General features: G+C 66.2%; 20 protein-coding genes. 8 read left to right on the forward strand and 12 right to left on the reverse strand.

The features are described from left to right. Positions 1 to 142: 142 nt before the first annotated feature. Positions 143 to 1051, forward strand: coding sequence for a LysR family transcriptional regulator (locus PMO31116_RS13835; protein ID WP_150567216.1), 909 nt, complete (start codon positions 143 to 145; stop codon positions 1049 to 1051). Here PMO31116_RS13835 and PMO31116_RS13840 read toward each other — a convergent pair. From PMO31116_RS13840 to PMO31116_RS13855, 4 genes are read right to left on the reverse strand one after another with little or no spacing between them, the layout of a single operon-like run. Continuing rightward, on the reverse strand, positions 1023 to 2594 hold the full coding sequence (locus PMO31116_RS13840; RefSeq protein ID WP_150567217.1) for an efflux transporter outer membrane subunit: 1572 nt from the start codon (positions 2592 to 2594) through the stop codon (positions 1023 to 1025). The two genes, PMO31116_RS13835 and PMO31116_RS13840, sit on opposite strands and share 29 nt — an antisense overlap. A gap of 7 nt (positions 2595 to 2601) precedes the next feature. After that, positions 2602 to 3744 (reverse strand): ABC transporter permease, encoded by a 1143-nt coding sequence (locus PMO31116_RS13845; RefSeq protein ID WP_150567218.1) that lies wholly within the window; start codon positions 3742 to 3744, stop codon positions 2602 to 2604. Then, positions 3741 to 4700 carry an ABC transporter ATP-binding protein gene (locus PMO31116_RS13850; protein ID WP_174971318.1) on the reverse strand — a complete coding sequence of 320 codons (960 nt, stop codon included), beginning with the start codon at positions 4698 to 4700 and terminating at the stop codon, positions 3741 to 3743. Before PMO31116_RS13850 ends, PMO31116_RS13845 begins: the two co-directional genes overlap by 4 nt. A gap of 32 nt (positions 4701 to 4732) precedes the next feature. Next, complete coding sequence (locus tag PMO31116_RS13855) at positions 4733 to 5719, reverse strand: HlyD family secretion protein (protein WP_425494793.1); 987 nt, start codon at positions 5717 to 5719, stop codon at positions 4733 to 4735. A 259-nt stretch (positions 5720 to 5978) separates the two neighbouring features. On the opposite strand from PMO31116_RS13855, the gene folE reads away from it, so the two are divergent. Then, positions 5979 to 6545 carry a GTP cyclohydrolase I FolE gene (gene folE / locus PMO31116_RS13860; RefSeq protein ID WP_044458260.1) on the forward strand — a complete coding sequence of 189 codons (567 nt, stop codon included), beginning with the start codon at positions 5979 to 5981 and terminating at the stop codon, positions 6543 to 6545. Between the two features lie 98 nt (positions 6546 to 6643). Here the strand turns inward: folE and PMO31116_RS13865 are convergent, their stop codons facing one another. From PMO31116_RS13865 to PMO31116_RS23730, 6 genes are all read right to left on the reverse strand, one after another. Further along, positions 6644 to 7231 (reverse strand): YbhB/YbcL family Raf kinase inhibitor-like protein, encoded by a 588-nt coding sequence (locus tag PMO31116_RS13865; protein ID WP_150567219.1) that lies wholly within the window; start codon positions 7229 to 7231, stop codon positions 6644 to 6646. An 11-nt stretch (positions 7232 to 7242) separates the two neighbouring features. Then, on the reverse strand, positions 7243 to 7428 hold the full coding sequence (locus PMO31116_RS13870; RefSeq protein WP_150567220.1) for a hypothetical protein: 186 nt from the start codon (positions 7426 to 7428) through the stop codon (positions 7243 to 7245). Next, the gene (cydB, locus tag PMO31116_RS13875; RefSeq protein WP_150567221.1) at positions 7412 to 8410 is read right to left on the reverse strand and encodes a cytochrome d ubiquinol oxidase subunit II; all 999 of its coding nucleotides are present in this window, start codon (positions 8408 to 8410) and stop codon (positions 7412 to 7414) included. Before cydB ends, PMO31116_RS13870 begins: the two co-directional genes overlap by 17 nt. 45 nt (positions 8411 to 8455) lie before the next feature. Next, positions 8456 to 9910 (reverse strand): cytochrome ubiquinol oxidase subunit I, encoded by a 1455-nt coding sequence (locus PMO31116_RS13880; RefSeq protein ID WP_150567222.1) that lies wholly within the window; start codon positions 9908 to 9910, stop codon positions 8456 to 8458. 246 nt (positions 9911 to 10156) lie between these two features. Next, a complete protein-coding gene (locus PMO31116_RS13885; RefSeq protein ID WP_150567223.1) occupies positions 10157 to 10828 on the reverse strand; it encodes a DUF1345 domain-containing protein in 672 nt (223 codons plus the stop codon). 86 nt (positions 10829 to 10914) lie between these two features. Then, positions 10915 to 11061 carry a hypothetical protein gene (locus PMO31116_RS23730; protein ID WP_023871690.1) on the reverse strand — a complete coding sequence of 49 codons (147 nt, stop codon included), beginning with the start codon at positions 11059 to 11061 and terminating at the stop codon, positions 10915 to 10917. A 335-nt stretch (positions 11062 to 11396) separates the two neighbouring features. On the opposite strand from PMO31116_RS23730, the gene PMO31116_RS13890 reads away from it, so the two are divergent. Together PMO31116_RS13890 and PMO31116_RS13895 are read left to right on the forward strand one after the other, a co-directional pair. Then, positions 11397 to 12785 (forward strand): MFS transporter, encoded by a 1389-nt coding sequence (locus tag PMO31116_RS13890; RefSeq protein ID WP_150567224.1) that lies wholly within the window; start codon positions 11397 to 11399, stop codon positions 12783 to 12785. A gap of 142 nt (positions 12786 to 12927) precedes the next feature. Beyond that, the gene (locus tag PMO31116_RS13895) at positions 12928 to 13887 is read left to right on the forward strand and encodes a LysR substrate-binding domain-containing protein (RefSeq protein WP_150567225.1); all 960 of its coding nucleotides are present in this window, start codon (positions 12928 to 12930) and stop codon (positions 13885 to 13887) included. Here PMO31116_RS13895 and PMO31116_RS13900 read toward each other — a convergent pair. Both PMO31116_RS13900 and PMO31116_RS13905 read right to left on the reverse strand, forming a co-directional pair. Continuing rightward, positions 13824 to 14768, reverse strand: a complete 945-nt coding sequence (locus PMO31116_RS13900) for a class II aldolase/adducin family protein (protein WP_246185284.1) — start codon at positions 14766 to 14768, stop codon at positions 13824 to 13826. The genes PMO31116_RS13895 and PMO31116_RS13900 overlap by 64 nt on opposite strands. Positions 14769 to 14799: 31 nt before the next feature. Beyond that, complete coding sequence (locus PMO31116_RS13905) at positions 14800 to 15624, reverse strand: isocitrate lyase/PEP mutase family protein (RefSeq protein WP_150567226.1); 825 nt, start codon at positions 15622 to 15624, stop codon at positions 14800 to 14802. A 356-nt stretch (positions 15625 to 15980) separates the two neighbouring features. On the opposite strand from PMO31116_RS13905, the gene PMO31116_RS13910 reads away from it, so the two are divergent. The 4 genes from PMO31116_RS13910 to mnmH are packed head-to-tail and all read left to right on the forward strand — an operon-like array spanning position 15981 to position 19876. Beyond that, entirely contained in the window at positions 15981 to 16523 is a 543-nt protein-coding gene (locus tag PMO31116_RS13910) for a cytochrome b (protein ID WP_246185293.1), read from the forward strand. A 38-nt stretch (positions 16524 to 16561) separates the two neighbouring features. Further along, entirely contained in the window at positions 16562 to 18082 is a 1521-nt protein-coding gene (locus PMO31116_RS13915; RefSeq protein ID WP_150567287.1) for a glycosyltransferase family 2 protein, read from the forward strand. A 22-nt stretch (positions 18083 to 18104) separates the two neighbouring features. After that, a complete protein-coding gene (locus PMO31116_RS13920; RefSeq protein WP_150567228.1) occupies positions 18105 to 18776 on the forward strand; it encodes a hypothetical protein in 672 nt (223 codons plus the stop codon). After that, positions 18773 to 19876, forward strand: a complete 1104-nt coding sequence (gene mnmH / locus PMO31116_RS13925; RefSeq protein ID WP_150567229.1) for a tRNA 2-selenouridine(34) synthase MnmH — start codon at positions 18773 to 18775, stop codon at positions 19874 to 19876. The genes PMO31116_RS13920 and mnmH overlap by 4 nt, the downstream gene beginning before the upstream one ends. Positions 19877 to 19978 lie beyond the last annotated feature (102 nt).

Consider the following 19978-nt stretch of genomic DNA (forward strand, 5'->3'; position numbering starts at 1 on the left):
GGATCGCAAACGCGCCCGGGGGGCGAAGCGGGTCATCCCCGCTGGCTTCGTCGCGCGACGTAGTTTTGCGGTAAATTCTATCCATCGATAAAAATAATAAGAAACGAATAATTCGGCGACTCAGTCACAAAATTTTCGATCAATGATCCGATATCTCAAAACCTTCGTCACGGCAGCCGAAACCGCGTCGTTTTCGGCGGCGGGGGCGCGTCTCGGGTTGACGCAGTCGGCGGTCAGCGCCCAGATCCAGCGCCTGGAAGACGATCTCGGCGTTGCGCTGTTCGAGCGCACCGGTCGTGCCGTGTCGCTGTCCGACGACGGCCGCCGTTTGCTCGCACAGGCGCAAGGCGTGATCGCGGGGTATCAGGCCATGCGTGGTGAGGCGGGCGCGCGCGACGCACAGGCGGCGCTCGCGCCGATCCACGTCGGCGCGATCCTGACGGTACAACTGGGGTTGTTGCCGGGCGCCGTGCAACGATGGACGGCACTGGGCGCGATGCCGCACCTGAACATCGTGCCGGGCATGTCGGTACAGTTGCTCGCGCAACTCGACGCCCGGGAGCTCGATCTGGCGGTCATGATCCGGCCGCGTATCGGCGTGCCCGCCGACATGAAGTGGCTCACGCTGATGCAAGAGCCCTACGTGGCGATCGCCCCGAAGGGCACGCGCGGCGACGTCGCGCATTGGGCCGGGTCGTTGCCGTTCGTGCGCTACAACCGGCGCTCGTATGGTGGCGACCTTGTGGAGCGTTACCTGAAGCGTCACCGGCTGTGGGTGCGTGAGGGGGTAGAGCTCGACGAGCCTGAAGTGATTCTTCGCATGGTGCGTGCGCGACTCGGGTGGTCGATCGTGCCGGCCACGCTCATTGGCTTGCCCTCGCACGGCAACGCGGCGGACAAGCCGACGCGAACCGGCGTTCAGGTATTGCCGCTCGTGGGTGAGCCGCTCACGCGAGAACTGGGGGTGCTCGCGCGTCAGTCGGCACTCAAGCGCGCGCCGGTCGCCACGCTGATGAAATGCCTCACCGAGGCGGCGCACTCGCTGGGTTAGACGGGCGGACGAGCTCGGGCGCGGCGACTACCGCATCGCCGGGTGCCGCGGTGATCGGTGCGCCGCCCAGGGCCTGCCACAACGCCGCCGTGTCGCTCAGGCGTGCGCCCTGGGCGTCGAGCCGGGCGCGTGTGGCATCGAGCGCCTGACGCTGGGCGTCGAGCAGTGCGAGATGGCTGATGCCGCCGGCCCGGTAGCGCTCGCGTGCGATCCGGTAGGCGGTCTCCGCGCGCTGTGCCGCGTCTGCGCGTGCGGCGAGCGTGGCCGCATCGGCTTCGAGCGCCCGCATCGCGTCGGCCACCTGCGCGAGGCCGAGTAGCACGGTGTCCTGATACGACGCGAGCGCGGCATCGTAAGCCGCCACGGCCGCGCGCCGCTGGGCGCGCAACTCGCCGCCGCGAAAGAGCGGCTGCAGCAGGTTCATGCCGATACTCCAGATGTTGATGCCGTCGCCCAGATCGGCCGTGCGCATGCGCTGCGTGCCGAAGCTGCCCGATAGCGTGAACTGAGGATACAGGTTGGCGGTGGCCACGCCGACATCGGCGCTGGCCTTGTGCAGCATCGCCTCGGATGCCCGGATGTCGGGCCGTCGCCGCGCGAGCGTCGAAGGCAGGCCAACGGGCACCGTCCGCGGCAACTGCAGCGTTGCGAGGTCGATGGTGGGTGAGGTGAATGCCCCTGGCGGCTGGCCGAGCCACCGAGCGAGTTGATGATCGTACTGGGCGATCTGCGCGCTCAGGGCGGGGAGTTGCGCTTCCGTTTGCGCGACGAGCGCCGCTTGATTCTGCACGTCGAGCGTGGCGACGCCGCCGGCGCGCTCACGCGCTTGCGTGATGTCGAGCTGGACCCGTTGCGCGGCCAGCATGCCTTCGAGCGCGGCGCGTTGCGCACGGACGCTGGCCTGCCGCAATGCGGTGGTGACCACGTTGCCGGCGAGCGAGAGGCGCGCCGCATCGAGTTCGAAACGCTGATAGTCGACCTGCGCGGCGAGCGATTCGAGGGCGCGTCGGTTGCCGCCGAAGACATCGAGCGTATACGAGATGTTCACGCTCGCGTTGTAAAGCGTGAATGGGCCGGGGCTCGGTACGCTTGTGATGCCGAATGACGCAAGATCGACCTGTTCGCGCGTGCCGGAGAGTTTCAGGTCCGCCGACGGCAGCAAGCGCGCTCCCGCCTGCGCGCGATAGTTCTCCTGCGCCTCGCGCAGCTTCGCCTCGGCCTGCCGGAGCGTGGGACTGTCGGCAAGCGCCTGCGCGACGAGTGCGTTCAGCGGGGGCGAGCCGAAGCGCGTCCACCAGTCTGCCGGCACGTCGACATCGGTGGCGAACGTCTGCGCCTCTCCCTGGGAGGTGGGCAGGGCACGCGCCTGCGCCGTCGCCGTGGGTTGCCTCTCGCTCGTGTATTGCGCGGTGGCGGGCGCGTTGGGCGCACGGAAGTCGGGGCCTACCGCGCAGGCTGACAGGGCGGCAGTCAATCCGAGCGCGAAGGTGCCGATGCGCGGGCGGCGCGGCACGGGCCATCGGCAAGCGCGTGTGACTCGCATAGGGGCCTCAGTCGAGCGTTCGTTTGTAGAACTTCACGGCCACCGCCATGAGCACGGCGGAGAACACCAGCAGCGGCCACAGGTCGTGCCAGGCGTCGCCCCAGCCATTCCCTTTGAGCAAAATGCCGCGAACGAGCCGATTGAAGTAGGTGAGCGGCAGCAGGTTGCCGATCGCTTGCGCCCAGGCCGGCATGCCGCCGAACGGGAACATGAAGCCCGAGAGCAGCATGCTGGGCAGGAAGTAGAACACGGTGAGCTGCATGGCCTGCAGCTGGTTGTCGGCGAACGACGAGAGGGCGATGCCGACGGTCAGATTCGCCGCGATGAACACGAGCGCGGACAGGTAGATCGCGACGACGCTGCCTTGGAACGGTACATGAAAGACGAAGCGCGCGGCAATGAGGATGATGCTCGCCTGAATCAGCCCGATGGCGACGTACGGCACGATCTTGCCCGTGATGACCTCGATGGGGAGCACCGGCGTGGCGAGCAGGTTCTCCATGGTGCCGCGCTCGCGCTCGCGCACGATGGCCAGGCCGGTCATCATCGCGAGTGTCATCGTGAGGATCACGCCCATCAGGCCCGGAATGATGTTGTACTGGGTGATGCCCTCGGCGTTGTACATGCGGTGCACCTGCACGTCGAACCCGCCCGGCGTGCCGGCCAGCGGCGCCAGCGCGCCGGTCAGGTCTTTCTGCGCGACGGATTGCGCGATCGCCGGCAGCGCGCCGAGCGCGGAGGCCATGGCCATCGGATCGGTCGCGTCGGCTTCGACGAGCACCGCGGGCCGCTCGCCTCGTAGCAGACGCCGCGTAAAGTCGGCCGGAACATTGAGCACGAATTGCACGCGGCCCTGCGCCAGCGCCGTACGTCCGGCGGCCTCGTCGGTCAGCGTCTCGGTGAAGCGGAAATACCCCGAGTGCTCCATCGCGGCCACGAGGCTGCGCGTGAATTCGCTCTGATCCTGAAGGATGACGGCCGTGGGCATGTGTTTCGGATCGGAGTTGATGGCAAAGCCAAACAACGCCAGTTGCACGAGCGGCACGCCCACGATCATGGCGAACGTGACGCGGTCGCGCCGCAATTGCAGGAACTCCTTGCACACGATGCTCCACCAGCGCGCGATCGAAAAGCCCAGCGGCGTGCTCATGCCCCGTCTCCGAAGTTGTCCCTCGCGTGACTCATCAGATAGATGAATACATCCTCCAGACTCGTGTCGATCGGGGCGGCGTAAAGGCCGCGCTCACGCGCCAGACGCTGCAGCAACTGCGCCAGCGCGTCGGCGTCCGGTCCGCTCACGTGCAGGGCGTTGCCGAAGGCAACGGTCTGTGCAACGGCGGGCTGCTCGCGCAGTTCGCGTGACAAGTCGACGAGGTTCTCGCCATGCACTGTCCACGTGGCCAGACGCTGGGCGGCGATGACCTCGTCGGCGGTGCCCTGCGCGAGCAGTTCCCCGTATGAGATGTAGGCAAGTTTGTGACAGCGCTCGGCCTCGTCCATGTAGTGAGTGCTGACGAGTACCGAGATCCCTCGCGCGGCGAGCGCGTGGAGTTCTTCCCAGAAGTCGCGTCGCGCGGTGGGATCCACGCCCGCGGTCGGCTCGTCGAGCAGCAGCACGCGCGGCTCGTGCAACATGCATGCGGCCAGGGCCAGGCGTTGCTTCCATCCGCCCGAGAGCGAACCGGTCAACTGTTTTGCGCGCGCCTTGAGCCCGAGCCCTTCGATGGCGCGATCGACGGCTTCGCGGCGGTTTGCCATACCGTAGACGCGCGCGACGAAGTCGAGATTCTCGCGAATCGTCAAATCTTCCCAATACGAGAAACGTTGCGTCATGTAGCCCACGTGCCGCTTGATCTGTGCGCTCTCGCGCACGATGTCGTAGCCGAGACACGTGCCGGAGCCGCCGTCGGGCGTGAGCAGGCCGCACATCATGCGGATGCAGGTCGTCTTGCCGCTGCCGTTTGGCCCGAGAAAGCCGAAGATCTCTCCGCGCCGGACTTGCAGCGAGACGTTTTTCACGACGTGCTTGTCCCCGAAATGCTTGTCCAGGCCGCGAACGTCGATGGCGAGGTCGTGCCCGCCATGCCCGTCCGGCGATTCGCGCATGTCCGGCATGCCCGGCGAGGTGGCGCCCGGATTCATGGGCGGCTCACCTGCACGGGCTGGCCGGGGTTGAGCTTCGCGGCGTCGGCCACGGCGGGACGGGCTTCGATCATGTACACGAGCTTGTCGCGCGTGTCGTTGCTGTAGATGACGGGCGGCGTGTATTCGGCCTGCGCGGCGATATAAGTGATGCGTGCGTCGATGCCGGCGCCGCATCCGTCGCAGGCGATGTGAACTGTCTGTCCGGCCCGTAGCGTGCCGAGCGAGGGTTCGGGCACGAAGAATCGCACCTTGATGTTGCCTGGCGGCAGCAGGCGCACGACGGGGCTGCCGGCGCCAACCCATTCGCCCACACGATACATCGTGTCGTACACGCGCGCCGCTGCGCCGGCGACCGGGTGCTTCTGCGCGAGCTGCCAGTCGGCCTGCGCGAGCGAGGCGCGTGCGGCGTCGACCTGTGCCGCTTGCGCCTGGCGCTGGGCCGCGCGCCCGGGCAGGTGTGCCACGGCCAGGCTGCTCTGCAATTCCTGTACGCGCGCGATGCTGCTGCGCGCTTCGGCGCGGCTCGCGTCGAGTTGTTCGCGGGAAATGCCGCCCGCGGCATATTGCGCCTGATCGCGGTCGAATTGCGCGACCGACTTGTCGCGCGTGGCGACGGCCTGTTTGAGTTGCGCGTTCGAGACGGCGATTTCGTCGGGCCGCTTGCCGGTCTCGAGATCGCGTAACTGTGCTTCGGCGTTGGCGAGCGTATCGCGCGCATGGGCTTGCGCGGCTCGTTCATAGGTGGATTCGAGCGCGAAGAGCGCATCGCCGGCTTTCACCTGCTGGCCGCGCGCCACCGAAAGGGTTTGCAAGGTGCCGGCCTGCGACGAGGCGACATTGACAAACTCGCCTTCGACGTAACCCTGCCATGGCTTGACGGCGCGATCGCCGCAGCCGGCAAGCAAGGCGAGCGTGGACAGGGTGGCAAGGCGGATCGCGAGATTGCCCGGGATAGTGCACATGCGGGGGATGGCCGGCATGACGCGCCTCGTGCGTTGCGGTTCGTTGCGAAGTGGGGGTGCAGGGTTGCGACGGCTTGCTGTCACATTAGCGCATAATCGGCGGCCACGGCAATCGGTGGCGACGCAGGCATGCCGCAGCGAGTGCCTTGCGCACCGTGGGGGCATCGATGCGCATGCGGGGACTCTCTGCTATTGTGCGCACATGTCCGGCAGCGCACGGGGCGCGCGAGCGGCACCGGCGCAGCGCACCGGACCTCATGCAAGGAGCTTGATTCATATGTCTCACGACACGTTCGACGAAAACGACTGGAAGCGATTCCTCAAACATATCGGCGAAGACCCGAACCGCCCCGGCCTTCACGAAACCCCGGCGCGGGTGCAGAAGGCGTGGCGTCAATGGACCGCGGGCTACGATCAGGATCCGGCCGAAGTGCTCAAGGTCTTCGAGGACGGCGCTGAACAGTACAACGAGCTGATCGTCGTGCGCGGCATTCCCGTGTACAGCCACTGCGAACATCACCTCGCGCCGTTCTTCGGCAAGGCGACCATTGGCTACCTGCCCAACGGCAAGATCGTCGGACTCTCCAAGCTCACGCGTCTGGTCGACTGCTTCGCCCGCCGTCTGCAAGTGCAGGAGCGCCTGACCACGCAGGTCGCCGAAGCGCTCATGACCCACTTGCAACCCAAGGCGGTGGGCGTGGTGGTGTCGTGCCGTCACATGTGCATGGAAAGCCGGGGCATTCGCACGGCGGGCGAGGAAACGGTGACTTCGGCCATGCTTGGCGAGTTGCAGCCGAACCTCGCATTGCGCACCGAATTTCTCGCGCTCGCCCGCGACAAGTAATCGCGCCGCGCGCCGACGTCCCCTGAAAGACAAGGCGCCGGACGCATGCTTGCGCCGGCGCTTTGTTTCAGTTGTCGAAGTGATTCGACCGTGTCCGGCTATCGGCCATAACGCGCGACGATGGTCGAGCCGTTGAGGGTGTGCCCGGCGAGCGCCACGGCGAGTCCGGAAGCGTCCAGTCCTGGCGGGAGGCGTCCCGGATCGAGATCGGTCGCCGTCACGGTGATGATGTAGTGATGCGGCGAATCGCCGACCGGCGGGCAGGCCCCGCGATACAACGTCGCACCGCTCACGTTCTTGCCCACGGTAATGTGATCGCCCGACTGGTTGCCCGCACCGGCGGCGAGCGACGAGGCGGTCGCCGGAATGTTGTACGCAAGCCAATGCACGACGCCGCCACCTTTTGCCCCGTCGGGGTCTTTCATCGTGACGACTACGCTCCGGGTGGCTTGCGGAAGGTTTTTCCACTCGATCGGCGGGCTGACGTTCTGACCGCCGCAATCCCCGAGGCCCGCATGAATCGCCGGCAGCATGCCGCCGTCGGCGAACGCGGGTGAGGAAACACTCATTCCCTCGGCACGTGCCACGCCGGCGCCCGAGGCGAACGTCGCGGCCAGGACCGCGGCGGCGACGACGTTCAGGCGCCGTATACCGCGCGTCGGATGCGCAGAGCAAAGTCCATTCATTAGCATGCCTCCTATTTGGCAGATGCGATGATGAGCTTGAATGGTAGTGCAAGCAGGGCGGTCCCGGCCACCCCCGCGCACCACAGGACAACGAACCATCCCCAGCGAATCATGGCGAGTTGCCAGGCGCCGCGCGCGACGCTTCGCTCGCGCTGCCTGCGCACGCCGGGGCGCACGAGATCAGTGATAGTGCGCATCGTGAGCCACCTTGCCGCGAAAGACCCAGTACGCCAGCATCGTATAGCCAAGGATCACGGGAATGATGAACGCCGCACCCCACATCGTGAACGACAGACTCGAGTGCGGGGCCGCCGCATCCCACAGGGTGACGCCCGGCAGGATCGCGTACGGATAGGCGCTGATAAGCAACCCGCTGTAGCCGAGAAACACCAGCCCGATCGCGAGCCAGAAGGGCGTGGCGTCGTGCGCGCGGCGCAGTACGCGTCGCATCATGAGCGCGGTACCCGCCACGAGGAACGGCACCGGCAGGCAACGCCAGAACCAAGCGTCGTCGAACCAGCGTTGCGCGACCATGGGTACCCGCAGCGGCGTCCACAGCGAGACGACGGCCATGACGGCGACCAACGTCATCGTCAGCGGCCACGCAAGCTGGCGCAGTCGGCGTTGCAGGTCGCCTTCGGTCTTGCCGATGAGCCAGCATGCACCGAGCAGCGCGTACGTCACCAGCAGGCCGAGACCCGTGAAGAGGTTGAATGCGGTGAGCCATCCGAAGGCGTCGCCTGAAAACTGGCCGTTCTCCACCGGGATACCGGACAGATAGGCGCCGAGCGCGACACCCTGAAAGAACGTGGCGCCGGCCGACCCGCCGATGAACGCCAGATCCCACCACTGTCGGGTGCGGCGTGACTTGCCGCGAATCTCGAACGCCACGCCCCGGAAGATCAGGCACACCAGCATGAGCACGAGCGGCAAGTACAGGGCGGAGAGCAGCACCGAATACACCATGGGAAACGCGGCGAGCAGGCCGGCGCCGCCCAGTACGAGCCAGGTTTCGTTGCCGTCCCACACTGGCGCGACCGAATTCATCATCGTGTCGCGCTCGCGTGCGTCGGGGAAGAATGGGAAGAGAATGCCGATGCCGAGGTCGAAGCCGTCGAGCACGACATAGAGAAAGAGGCCGAGCGCGATGATGGCGGCCCAGGCTAAGGTCAGATCCATGAGAGGTCTCGCAAGGTTCAGTGTCGTCGGTGGTGCGAAGCGCGGTCAGAGCGCGCGGGCCGTGTCGGTATCCATGCGTGCGGACAAGCCTGACATCGCCGGCGCGGCCAGCACGGCCTGCGGCACGCGGCGCTCGTCGTGCGCGGCGCCGGACTCGCTCGATTCGTTCGATGCGTCGCCGGACAGTGCCGGGCCGCCACGCAGAATCTTCAGCAGGTAGTACACGCCGGTGCCGAACACGAGGAAGTACGCGAGCACAAGCACGAGCAACGAGACTTGCACCTGCTGAGCGCTCACCGGCGACATGGCGTTTGCGGTGCGCATCACGCCATACACGACCCATGGCTGGCGTCCGGCCTCAGTGGTGACCCAGCCCGCGAGCAGGGCGACGAAGCCGGTGGGCGAGAGCAGCAGCATGGTGCGGGCGAAGCCGCGCGAGGTGAAGAGCATGCCGCGACGGCGTAGCCACAGGGCAGCCAGCGCCGCGGCGATCATGGCCACGCCCAGGCCGACCATGATTCGGAAGCTCCAGAACACGAGCGGTACGTTGGGGCGTTCGTCCTTCGGGAATTCCTTCAGGCCGCGAATTTCGCCATCCCAACTATGCGTGAGGATCAAGCTGGCCAGATGCGGTACCTCGATGGCGTAGCGGGTGGTCTCGGCCTGCATGTCGGGCCAGCCGAACAGGTTGAGCGGCGTGCCGCCGGACTTCGTTTCCCAGAGGCCTTCCATCGCGGCGAGCTTCGCGGGCTGGTGTTCTCGGGTGTTGAGCCCGTGCAGGTCGCCGACGAAAGCCTGCAGCGGCGCGAAGATCAACAGCAGCCACATGGCCATCGAGAACATGGTCTTCACGGCAGGATCGCGGCGTCCGCGCAGCAGATGCCAGGCGCCCGTGCCCGCCACGACGAGGGCGGCAACCACGAACGCGGCGATGCTCATGTGCGCAAGACGGTAAGGAAAGGACGGATTGAAAATCACCTCCCACCAGGAGAGCACCACGACACGACCGTTGACGATCTCGAAGCCTTGCGGCGTTTGCATCCAGCTGTTCGACGCCAGGATCCAGAACGTGGAAATCAGCGTGCCGAGTGCCACGCACAGGGTCGCGGCGAAGTGCGCCCGAGGACTCACGCGGTTCCAGCCGAACAGCATGATGCCGAGAAAGCCCGCTTCGAGGAAGAACGCGGTCATGACCTCATAGGTCAGCAGCGGACCGGTCACCGCGCCCGCGAAGCTCGAGAAGCCCGACCAGTTGGTGCCGAACTGATACGCCATGACCACGCCCGAGACCACCCCCATGCCGAAGCACACCGCGAAGGCCTTCGACCAGAAGCGGCACAGATTGAGATAGTGCTGTCGACGTGTTTTCAGCCAAAGCCCTTCGAGCACCGCGATGAAGCTGGCAAGGCCAATGGAGACGGCGGGGAAAACGATGTGAAACGAGACCGTGAACGCGAATTGCAGGCGCGCGAGGTCGAGGGCTTCCGAAACGGCAGTCATGTTGCGCTCTATATATGCAAATAAACCCTGTCTTGTATGGTGTCGATGACATCCAAACACCATTTGTTTGCCTGCATATTAGGCGTTGCTGCAGCGCAGTACGCGTGACAAGTCGTCACATGTGGCGCATTGACGCGCCACCGCCTGCGACGATCGGTGGCGATACATGTATGTTTTCGAAAGGAATTTTGTGCGCGTCAGATGCGACGCCATGTCGCATGGTGGCGAACAAGGCCTGGCATGGCTTCAGCTGAGCAATCCGGCGGCGATATTGATCGACAGGCCCAGCACGGCGAGATTGAAGAAAAACGAGAGGATGGCCTGCGCGAGCGCCGCGCGTCGCATGCGGCGCGACTTGAGCGAGACGTCGGCAGTTTGCGACGCGACCGCGATGGTGAACGAGAAGTACAGGAAGTCCCAGTAATCCGGATCGCAGTCGCGGTCGGGCCAGCCCAGCGCGTAAGGCGTTTCGGTGTCCGTGAAGTACAGGCGTGCGTAATGCAGCGTGTAGATCGTGGGCACCAGGAACCATCCGGCGACGAGGGTGCCTGCGGCAAACAGCACGTGCTCGGAAGCGTGTTGCGAGCCGCCTGCCTTGGCGCTCGCAAGAATATGGACGATCGCCGCCACACTGGCGATGGCCGACAGGCTCACCAGCGTTAGCACGAGGGCGGCGCTCTGGTCTTCCTGCTCGGCAAAGCGCTCGATGCTGCGTCTGGGCGACGTGACCATCATGAACCAGATCATCGCGAGATAAGACCAGGCGCCGGCGTTCCATCCGATCAGGGTGCGCGTGATGGGCGTGAATTCGCCGCTCACGGCCACCTGGACGAACAGTCCGGCGATCACGCCGATGGCGATGGCGATCAGCAGGCGGGGATGAAAGCGCAGCAAATGCGGAAAGAACTTGGCGTTCATGGGCAGCGCCGGAGCGAAAAGGTGCGAACGTTTCGATTATCCACGAAGGTCACGTCGAGCAGGACTTGCGACGGTACTTTCGTGAGTCAGAAGGCTGCATGGATCGTCGCGTGGGGCGCGATGGCGGCGGACAGCCAGCGCGCCACGAGATCGCGCAGACGCCGAAATCCGGCATGAAAGATAGGCATCGATGGCGCACGCAATTGGTGCGCCGCCGCATCGAGATGCGGCACGACACCCTCAAGCGGAACACGAATGCCGCCTTGCCCCGTGCCCCGGGACGCGCGGCGGCCGGTCCGGCTCAGGGGCGTCCATGTCGCGAAGACCGGCGTCGACAGGGCCGCAACGCCATTCGGGACGCCCGCCCGTCGCAGCGCTGGCACGCCACTTGCTAGTCCCTGTGCAAGGCCAAAGGCGGCCGAGTGAAGACAAGCGAATTTTCTGCACCGCACGCATGACCCTGCGAGAGCGGGGATTTCGGGGCAACGGCGTCCCGAAGCCAAAGGCCTGTTCGTCAGGTACTCGGCTTCGGGGCGCTTTTTTTTGGCATACGAACACGAGGGTTCCCATGAGCACGCTCACGCAATCGTTGAAAAGTGGCAACTGGCGCGCGCTGGTTGCGTGTTTTCTGTACTTCGACACCGGCTTCACGGTCTGGGTGATGCTCGGCCCTCTGGCCCCGTTCATCGGCAAGGACATTGCGATGACCCCGGCGCAAACCGGCTTTCTCGTGGCGGTGCCGGTGCTGGGCGCGGCGATTCTGCGCGTCACGCTCGGCAACCTCTACCAGGCGTGCGACGGTCGCAAGATCGCCCTGATGGGCCTGACGCTTTCGGCGATTCCGTCGGTGGTGCTGCTGCTCATGCCGGGTACGCCGTCGTACACGCTGCTGCTCGTACTCGGCGTGTTCCTCGGCGTGGGGGGCGCTAGCTTCGCGGTGGCGCTGCCAATGGCCGGAAGCAACTATCCCCCCAAGGTACAGGGGCTGGTGCTGGGGCTCGCCGCCGCCGGCAACGTGGGCGCCGTGCTCGACGGATTCATGTTCCCCGGACTGGCTGAGCACTTCGGTTGGGCGCGCGCCGCCGGCGCCGCGCTGCCGCTGCTCGCGCTCGCCGCGGTGGCGCTGGTGTTCTGGGCGAAGGATCTGGGGATGAAGTCGGGGAGCGCTCCGCGTGCGTTCACCAGCTTCTTCATCACGGTATTCGGCCTGATCGCGCTCGTGCTCTGCGTGCACGCGGGCGCGTTCGGCGAAGGCAAGGCCGGCGTGCTGCTGCTGCCCGTGCTCGGGGCGCTGCTCGCCATCGCCGTGCTGCCGCGCCACTATCGCGGCGTGCTGGCCGAGCGCGACACGTGGGTGATCATGCTCGTCTACAGCATCACGTTCGGCGGCTTCGTGGGCATGTCCTCGTACGTCACGACACTGCTCATCTCGCTGTACGGCATGCCGCGCATCGAAGCCGGCCTGTTCATGTCGCTGCTGGCCTTCCTCGGTGCCCTGGTGCGTCCGATCGGTGGACTCGTCGCCGACCGGATCTCCGGCGTGCGCGCGCTCGTGCTGCTGCTCGCGGCGATCTCCGCGATCGACTTTGTGTTTGCCGCATGGATGCCGCCGCAAGGCGCCGGGATCGCGCTGCTCGTGCTCGTCTACCTGTGCTTCGGGCTGGGCAACGGCGCGACGTTCCAGCTCGTGCCGCAACGCTGGCAAGGCAAGACGGGGCTCATGTCGGGCATCATCGGCGCGGCCGGTGGCATCGGCGGTTTCTACCTGCCGGTCATCATGGGCATTGCCAAGGAATCGACGGGCAGCTACCAGATGGGCTTTGCGACCTTTGGCGCGCTGGCGGCGCTTGCCTTCGTACTGGTCGCGGCACTTCGCACGCACTGGCTGTCGTGGGCACTTCCGAAGGACGTCGCCGGCGGCGCGGTGCTCGCGGGGGGCGTCGCGCACGTGGAGTGAGGTGCACGCCTGGCGACTACACGGCCCGTCGATGCCCGCTCGGGGGGCGACGGTCCAAGCCACGCGCGACGGACGGGTTCTGGATGGCGCGGGGCGCTTCGCATAGACTGTCGGGCAACATCGAAATCCCGCAGGAGTCATCATGCGTCTGGGCGTCCCCAGCCTCTCGGCGTTGCAGGCCTTCGAGGCCAGCGCCCGTCATCAGAATTTCGCTCAGGCCGCACTGGAACTCGCGCTCACGCACGGCGCGGTTTGCAAGCGCGTGGGAGAACTGGAGAAGCATCTGGGTGTGGCGCTGTTCGAGCGTGTCAAGCAGCGGCTCGTGCTCACGCCCGCCGGCGCCGAATACGCCAAGCGCATTCGCGTGCACCTCGACCAGATCCGGCGCGACACGCTCGACGTGGTGCGGCAGGGCCGAGAGACGGCGCTGGAAATCGCCGTCGGGGTGACGTTCGCCGCGCAGTGGCTCATTCCCCGGCTCGACGATTTTTACGCGAACACGCGCGACGTCCGCCTGCATATCCTCGGACGCGATCAACCTGTGTTCTTCGACGACTGCGCGTTCGACGCGACGATCTACTTCAGCACACGCCTGTGGCCCGGCATGCCCGGCAAGGCCCTCGTCACCGACGATTCGCTACTGCTCGTGGCCGCGCCGCGTCTGCTCGACGGCCGCTCGTCGCTATCGCTCGAGGACATTGCCGCCGCGTCGTGGATCTGTGCGCGCGACCTGCCGCGCGTATGGGATGACTGGCTCGCGTCGCTATGCCTGCCGCCCTCCGCCGAGATTCGGCCACAACGCAGTGCGCAGCGCTACGACATGTTCATCATGGCGATCAACGCGGCGGTTGCCGGTCTCGGCGTGGCGTTACTCCCGCGCGTGCTGATCGAGCGGGAACTGGCCAGCGGCGCGTTGGTGCAGGCCCATGCGCATACGTTGGCCAATCCGCAGACAATCTACTTTTCCCATCCCGCGCAGCGCAGCGACTGGGCGCCGCTACGCCAGTTCGATGCGTGGCTGCGTCGCGCGGTCGAGGCCTATCGCGCCAGTCGCGTTGCGTATGCCGACAATTCGGGGCTTTCGCGCAACACCTGTTCATAGAGCCCCTGAAAGCCGAGCCATGCCACGTAGTCCGAGCCGAGCAGACGGAAGACTTCGCGGGCCTCGGCATCGGGCAGCACTTCCAGCGGTCCCGCGGCTTCCGCGAGCAACTGTACCTGCGCGCATCGCTCCATCGCGAGAAAGCGATAGGCCGCGGCATCGACAGACGAACCGACGGTGAGCAGCCCATGGTTGAGCAGCACCGCGGCGCGCTTGTGTCCCATGGTCCGCGCAATGCGACGCCCTTCCTCGGCGCCCAGCACGAGCACGTCGCCGCGAAACAGCACATGGTCGTCGTGGAACAGGCAGGCCTCCTGATTGATCGGCGCCAGTTCGCGAGCGCGCGCGGAGAATGCGCGGCCGTGGGTCGTGTGCGTATGGGCAGCCGCGGTGACATGGGGCAGCGTGGCGTGAATGCCCGCGTGGATCGCCATGGCGGCGGCATTGACGGGACCGTCGCCATGGTGCAAGCCGCCGGCTTCGTCGACCAGGATCAGGTCGTCCGGGTGGATCGAGGAGAAGTGCTGCGCGTAGCGATTGACCCAGAAGCGGTCGGCGAACTCGGGGTCTCGCACGGTGATGTGTCCCGCGATGCCCTCGGCCAGGCCAAAGCGGGCGAAGATCCGAAACGCGACGGCCAGACGCAGTTTCCGGTCGGCGCGCGCCTCGTCGAATGTCTCGAAGATGCGCGGCTTGGGCAGGGCGGCACCGAGCGGCGTGGGAATGGCAAAGGCATCGTGCGGCGAGGTCATGATCGCTCCGTGTGGCAGGGCGCCGGGCGTGCCGCATGCGCCATCGATGGCGACGCGGTGCATCGGCAGGGCAACCCATTGTCTCCGGGCGATGAACACGCCGTCCATCGACGAAAAGTCACGGGTCATGCACCGCGCGCCAGACCGTGCGTCCGCGCCCTTAACGGTCCGGCTGGAACAATCCGTTGAGCGTGGCCCCACTGGCCGCACCGTCGAACCCGTCGAAGCGACCTTCGGCGAGCGCCTGTGCCGCGTGCATGAAGCCTCCCCAGGCCGCACGGGCAAGGGCGCCGCCTACGCTGACACGCCTCACGCCGAGATCGGCCAGGTCCTGCAACGTGAACGGCGAGGTCGCGCCCACCAGGACATTGACCGGTTTGGGCGCGACGGCCGTCACCACCGTGCGAATCTGTTCGGCCGACTGAATACCTGGCGCATAAAGACAGTCGGCGCCCGCGTCGGCATAGGCCTTCAGGCGGGCGACGGTATCGTCCAGGTCCGGCACGCCGGCGAAGAAATTCTCCGCGCGTCCGACGAGCAGCGTGTCGCCGCCGGTCTCGTCGATCGCCTGTCGCGCGGCCCTCAGTCGTGCCACCGCCTCGTCGATGGGGAACAGCGGGGCGTTGATGTCGCCGGTCGAGTCTTCGATTGACAAGCCTGCGACGCCGGTCGCCACGGCCATCTTCACGCTGTGCGCCACCTCGTCGGGCGTGCTGCCGAAGCCGCTCTCGAAGTCCGCGTTTACCGGCAGGTCGGTGGCATCCACGAGCGTGCGCAAATGCGCCAGCACGCTGTCGCGCGTCACCCCATTGTCGGGACGGCCTGTCGACCAGGCGAATCCGGAGCTGGTCGAGGCGATGGCCCGGAAGCCGGCGCGTTCAAGATACCGGGCACTGCCGACGTCCCACGGATTGGGGATGACAAAGCAACCGGCCAGATGAAGTTCGCGAAACGCGGCGCGTTTTTCGGCAATGCTGCGGGGCATGATTCGTCTCCTTGGAGGGGCGCAATGCCGTTCGGGCTGCGCTCGAGATGCCCGATCATCGCGGTTTTGCGGCGCACTCGCAAGGCACCCCCCGAATGCGACTCCGACATTGACGACTGATAGACGGTATTCGTGGGGCGCGGCGGGCGACGCTTGGGCGAGGTCTGTGTAACTTCCGGTAACAGTCTGTTGAACCAACGATGGAATAACCGCGCTTAAATTGGCGTTATGCCAACATCAGCCTCTGTCTTTTCAGGATGTCCGACGTGAATTCCCCCACTCCAACCGCACCTTCCACGTCCGTGCCGAAGTCCGGCATCGCGTTGTACGAGGACGAGAAGTACACGCGTGTCGCCATGGTGCTGCATTGGGCGGTGGCGTTGCTCATGCTGGGCAATGTCGCCATCGGCCAGACGATTGCGCTGCTCTCCGACGCTACCCTCGAAAAGATCGACGTGCGTTTCTGGATCGACCTCCATAAATCCATCGGCATTACCGTGCTCGGCCTGGCGATGTTGCGCGTCGTCTGGCGCCTGACGCACCGTCCGCCGCCACTGTCGCAAGTCTTTGCCTCGTGGGAGCGCGCATCGGCGCATGCGGTGCACTGGATGCTCTACCTGTTGATCCTCGCGCTGCCGTTCACCGGCTGGGCTCACGACTCCGCCTGGGTGGCGGCGTCCACGCACCCGCTGGTGCTGTTCGGCGTGGTGCCGTTTCCCCGCATGGGGTGGCTCATGAGCATGAACGAGGCGAGCAAGAACTATTGGCACGATTTGCTGGGGAACGTACATGCGTATTGCGCATATGCGCTGTACGCACTGCTGGCATTGCACGTCGGCGCGGCGCTGAAGCATCAATGGATCGACCGTCATTCCGTGCTTCGCAGGATGTTGCCGTGAGCGTCTGCGAGCCGAACGACGCGGCGACCGGCGCAGCGATGGGCGTGCCGCATGCCGTCGACACCGCGCGTCTGGACGCGGCCCGTGCGCGATGCTCGCCACGTTTCGCGCGCTTTCGTACACCGCTGGCCAGCGGTGTCATGCATGTCGGCGTGGGCGCGCTGTGGTGCCTGCTGTTCGCGCAGGCCTTCTTCCTCAGGGGGGTGTTGGCATGGGGAACGGGGGTAGCCTACGTGGTGTACGACACGGTGTTGCTGGCGTTCGTGTTCCTTCAGGCGTGGCGCCTGATGCGCCCCGATCCCGATGCTGCCGCGATGGCAATGCCGACCTTCAGCGGCACTGACGCGCGACTCACGCTCGGGGTCGTGATCGCGGCGCATAACGAGGCGGCGGCGCTGCCAGTCATGTTGCGCGCGCTCATGGCGGGGCGGCGTGTTCCGGACGCGATCGTCATTGCCGACGACGGCTCGCGCGACGGCACGCCCGCGTTGCTCGCGGAGCACTACGGGCTGACCGATCCGGGCGAAGGTCGTCTGAGCGCCCCCAGCGCCACATTTCCGAACCTGCGCTGGCTTCGCCTGCCGCACGGCGGCAAGGCGCGGGCGCTGAACGCCGCATGGGTGGGCATGACGACCGACATTGTGATGACGGTCGACGCTGACACGTTGCTTGCGCCCGGCGCTTGCGCGGCGATGTACGATGCATTCGCACGGCGTGGGCACCTGGTTGCCGCCACCGGCGTGCTCACGCCGGTTTGCGGGACTTCGCCCGGTGCCCGTGTCCTGCAGTTCTTCCAGACGTATGAGTACATTCGCAACTTCATTTCCCGTTTCGCGTGGATGCGCGTCGATGGCTTGCTGCTGATCTCGGGCGCGTTCGCGTGTTTTCGCCGTGACGCGGTCCTGGCAGTGGGCGGGTTCGACCCGGCGTGCCTGGTCGAAGACTACGAACTCATCCACCGGCTGCGTCGCTATTCGGCCGATCATGATCTGGGCTGGGATGTGCGCGTCGTGGGCGCCGCTCAGGCGATCAGCGACGCGCCCGGTACGCTCGCGAGCTTCCTGCGCCAGCGTCGCCGGTGGTTCGCGGGGTTCCTGCAAACGCAGTACTGGTACCGCGACATGGTGGGCAACGGGCGCTACGGCAATCTGGGACGCCTGATGCTGCCGGTCAAGGCCTTCGACACGTTGCAGCCCATCTATGGGCTGAGTGCCTTCGCGCTGCTCGTGGCGTTCGTCTTTCGTGGGCACGCGAACGTGGTGTTGCCGGTCTCGGGCATCATTCTCGGCAAGATCGGCATCGATCTCGGCTTTCATCTGTGGTCTGTCCACGCTTACCGGCGCTGGACCGGAAGCCGCACCGGCACAAGCTTCGGGCTGGCCTTCGTGGCGGCCCTGCTCGAGCCGTTCTCGTTCCAGTTGATGCGCCATGCCGGCGCGGCGCTCGGGTGGGGGCACTTTCTCACCGGGCGCCGGCGGTGGGGCGTTCAGGTGCGACGAGGTATCCTGTCGGGCGAACGCGAGGCAACGGTGTCTCGCGACAACTCAATTCCCGATTAGCGCCTCGAGCGTGCATTTCCCGATGATTGGAACCTTCAAGCGGTGGACGGCGGTGGGCGTGCTTGGCGGCCTGTTGAGCGTGGCCGGGTGCAGCACGCCCCTGCGCACGCCATCCGGGCCGGATTACGCGGCCATGGGCGGCGCGGCGGAAGTGCGCGGCGACTGGGACACCGCGCGACGCGACTTTGGGCAGGCTGTGCTCGTGGCCGATCAATCCGGATGGCCTGCCTCGCAGCGCGCCGCCATGCATTACGACTACGGGCGCGCGCTGGGCGTGACGTGTTACTACGCGGAAGCCGAGCGCGAACTGAGTCTCGCCTACGATCTCGACATTCTCACGAACCGCTATCGCTATCCGGCGCTCATCGAGCTGGCGCGTTTGTCACTGACTCAGCGCCAGTTTGCGCAGTCCGCGAAATATTTCGGACGGGCACTCGCAACGCTCGATCGCATCGACGCGTCTCGCCATGCACCGTTCGCATACGTGGAACTGCTCGACGACTACGCGCTGGCGCTCGGTGGCGCGGGCGACCCGGAGGGTGCGGCGCACATGATCGACCGCGCCGCGAAGGTTCGTGCGAGGCTCGACGTCGCGGACCAGCGGCAGGCGACTTCGCGCACGCCATACGGTACGCGGTGCGCGAAGGTGGCCGGGGCGGACGAATCGACGTCGGCGGCGGGGCGGACACGATGAACCATTTGCGTGTTTCCCTTGAGCACCTGAACGATTTCGACGAGATCGTCGACGTGCGCACGCCGCTCGAGTTCGACGATGACCACATTCCTGGCGCGATCAACACGCCAGTGCTCAGCAACGAGGAGCGCGTCACCGTCGGCACCCTGTACAAGCAGGTTTCGCCGTTCGACGCCTCGCGGGTCGGCGCGGCCATGGTCGCGCGCAACATCGCCCATCATCTCGATACGACGTTCTCGGGCCGGCCGCGCAACTGGCGGCCGCTTGTCTATTGCTGGCGCGGCGGCACGCGCTCGGCGTCGATGACGTTGATGATGAACATGATCGGCTGGCGCGCCCGTCAGCTCGAAGGCGGCTATAAGACGTACCGGCGCGACGTGGTGGCCGCGCTCGATGCGCTGCCCCCCAGGCTCGACTACGTTGTGCTTGCCGGGCACACCGGCAGCGGCAAGACGCGTCTGCTGCATGCACTGGCCGATGCCGGGGCGCAGGCGCTCGATCTCGAAGGGCTGGCGCGGCATCGCGGTTCGCTGCTGGGTGCGGTGCCCGACCGGCCGCAGCCGTCGCAGAAATCGTTCGATACGGCGTTGGTGTCGGTGTTGCGGGGCTTCGATCCCGCGCGGCCGGTATTCGTCGAGGCGGAAAGCCGCCGCATCGGTCTGATTTCGCTGCCGGAATCGCTGATGACCTCGCTGCGCACCACGGCGGCGTGCGTCGAGGTGAACGTCGCGCGCGACGAACGCGTGGATCTGTTGATGGAGGAATATGGCCATCTGCTCGCGCAGCCGGACGACTTTCGCGCGAAGTTGCTGAGGCTGGTGCCGTTGCATGGGCGTGCCGTGATCGACCAGTGGCTGACGTTGCTCGAGCGGGGGGATCACCGGGCACTGTCGGAGGCGCTCATTGTGAGGCACTACGACCCGGCATATTCCCGCAGCTCGCGCAAGATGTTGCAGGGGCTCGCAAAAGCCGTAACGTTTACGTTTCACCCATTGGCGCAAGACCTGCGCGCGCAGGCGCAGGCGTTGCTCGCGATCGCTTTGCCGGCAGGCAGGTCCGAGTCTGCAGCGGCGCCGGCGGCGTCGGGCGGGGATGGTTGAGAGACGGCTCGGCGGCACCGAAATACACGCCGGCTCCGACCGCGTCGGAGCCGGCGAGGCCGTGAGCGGCGGCCGATGTACCGGTGCGTGCCTTGCCGAGTT

This window comes from Pandoraea morbifera (genome assembly GCF_902459575.1).
GTDB lineage: Bacteria > Pseudomonadota > Gammaproteobacteria > Burkholderiales > Burkholderiaceae > Pandoraea > Pandoraea morbifera.

Coding starts and splice junctions, on each gene's coding strand:
- PMO31116_RS13835 (WP_150567216.1), top strand. CDS start 143: ATGATCCGATATCTCAAAACCTTCGTCACGGCAGCCGAAACCGCGTCG.
- PMO31116_RS13840 (WP_150567217.1), bottom strand. CDS start 2,594: ATGCGAGTCACACGCGCTTGCCGATGGCCCGTGCCGCGCCGCCCGCGC.
- PMO31116_RS13845 (WP_150567218.1), bottom strand. CDS start 3,744: ATGAGCACGCCGCTGGGCTTTTCGATCGCGCGCTGGTGGAGCATCGTG.
- PMO31116_RS13850 (WP_174971318.1), bottom strand. CDS start 4,700: ATGCGCGAATCGCCGGACGGGCATGGCGGGCACGACCTCGCCATCGAC.
- PMO31116_RS13855 (WP_425494793.1), bottom strand. CDS start 5,719: ATGCCGGCCATCCCCCGCATGTGCACTATCCCGGGCAATCTCGCGATC.
- folE (WP_044458260.1), top strand. CDS start 5,979: ATGTCTCACGACACGTTCGACGAAAACGACTGGAAGCGATTCCTCAAA.
- PMO31116_RS13865 (WP_150567219.1), bottom strand. CDS start 7,231: ATGAATGGACTTTGCTCTGCGCATCCGACGCGCGGTATACGGCGCCTG.
- PMO31116_RS13870 (WP_150567220.1), bottom strand. CDS start 7,428: ATGCGCACTATCACTGATCTCGTGCGCCCCGGCGTGCGCAGGCAGCGC.
- cydB (WP_150567221.1), bottom strand. CDS start 8,410: ATGGATCTGACCTTAGCCTGGGCCGCCATCATCGCGCTCGGCCTCTTT.
- PMO31116_RS13880 (WP_150567222.1), bottom strand. CDS start 9,910: ATGACTGCCGTTTCGGAAGCCCTCGACCTCGCGCGCCTGCAATTCGCG.
- PMO31116_RS13885 (WP_150567223.1), bottom strand. CDS start 10,828: ATGAACGCCAAGTTCTTTCCGCATTTGCTGCGCTTTCATCCCCGCCTG.
- PMO31116_RS13890 (WP_150567224.1), top strand. CDS start 11,397: ATGAGCACGCTCACGCAATCGTTGAAAAGTGGCAACTGGCGCGCGCTG.
- PMO31116_RS13895 (WP_150567225.1), top strand. CDS start 12,928: ATGCGTCTGGGCGTCCCCAGCCTCTCGGCGTTGCAGGCCTTCGAGGCC.
- PMO31116_RS13900 (WP_246185284.1), bottom strand. CDS start 14,768: ATGACCCGTGACTTTTCGTCGATGGACGGCGTGTTCATCGCCCGGAGA.
- PMO31116_RS13905 (WP_150567226.1), bottom strand. CDS start 15,624: ATGCCCCGCAGCATTGCCGAAAAACGCGCCGCGTTTCGCGAACTTCAT.
- PMO31116_RS13910 (WP_246185293.1), top strand. CDS start 15,981: ATGGTGCTGCATTGGGCGGTGGCGTTGCTCATGCTGGGCAATGTCGCC.
- PMO31116_RS13915 (WP_150567287.1), top strand. CDS start 16,562: ATGGGCGTGCCGCATGCCGTCGACACCGCGCGTCTGGACGCGGCCCGT.
- PMO31116_RS13920 (WP_150567228.1), top strand. CDS start 18,105: ATGATTGGAACCTTCAAGCGGTGGACGGCGGTGGGCGTGCTTGGCGGC.
- mnmH (WP_150567229.1), top strand. CDS start 18,773: ATGAACCATTTGCGTGTTTCCCTTGAGCACCTGAACGATTTCGACGAG.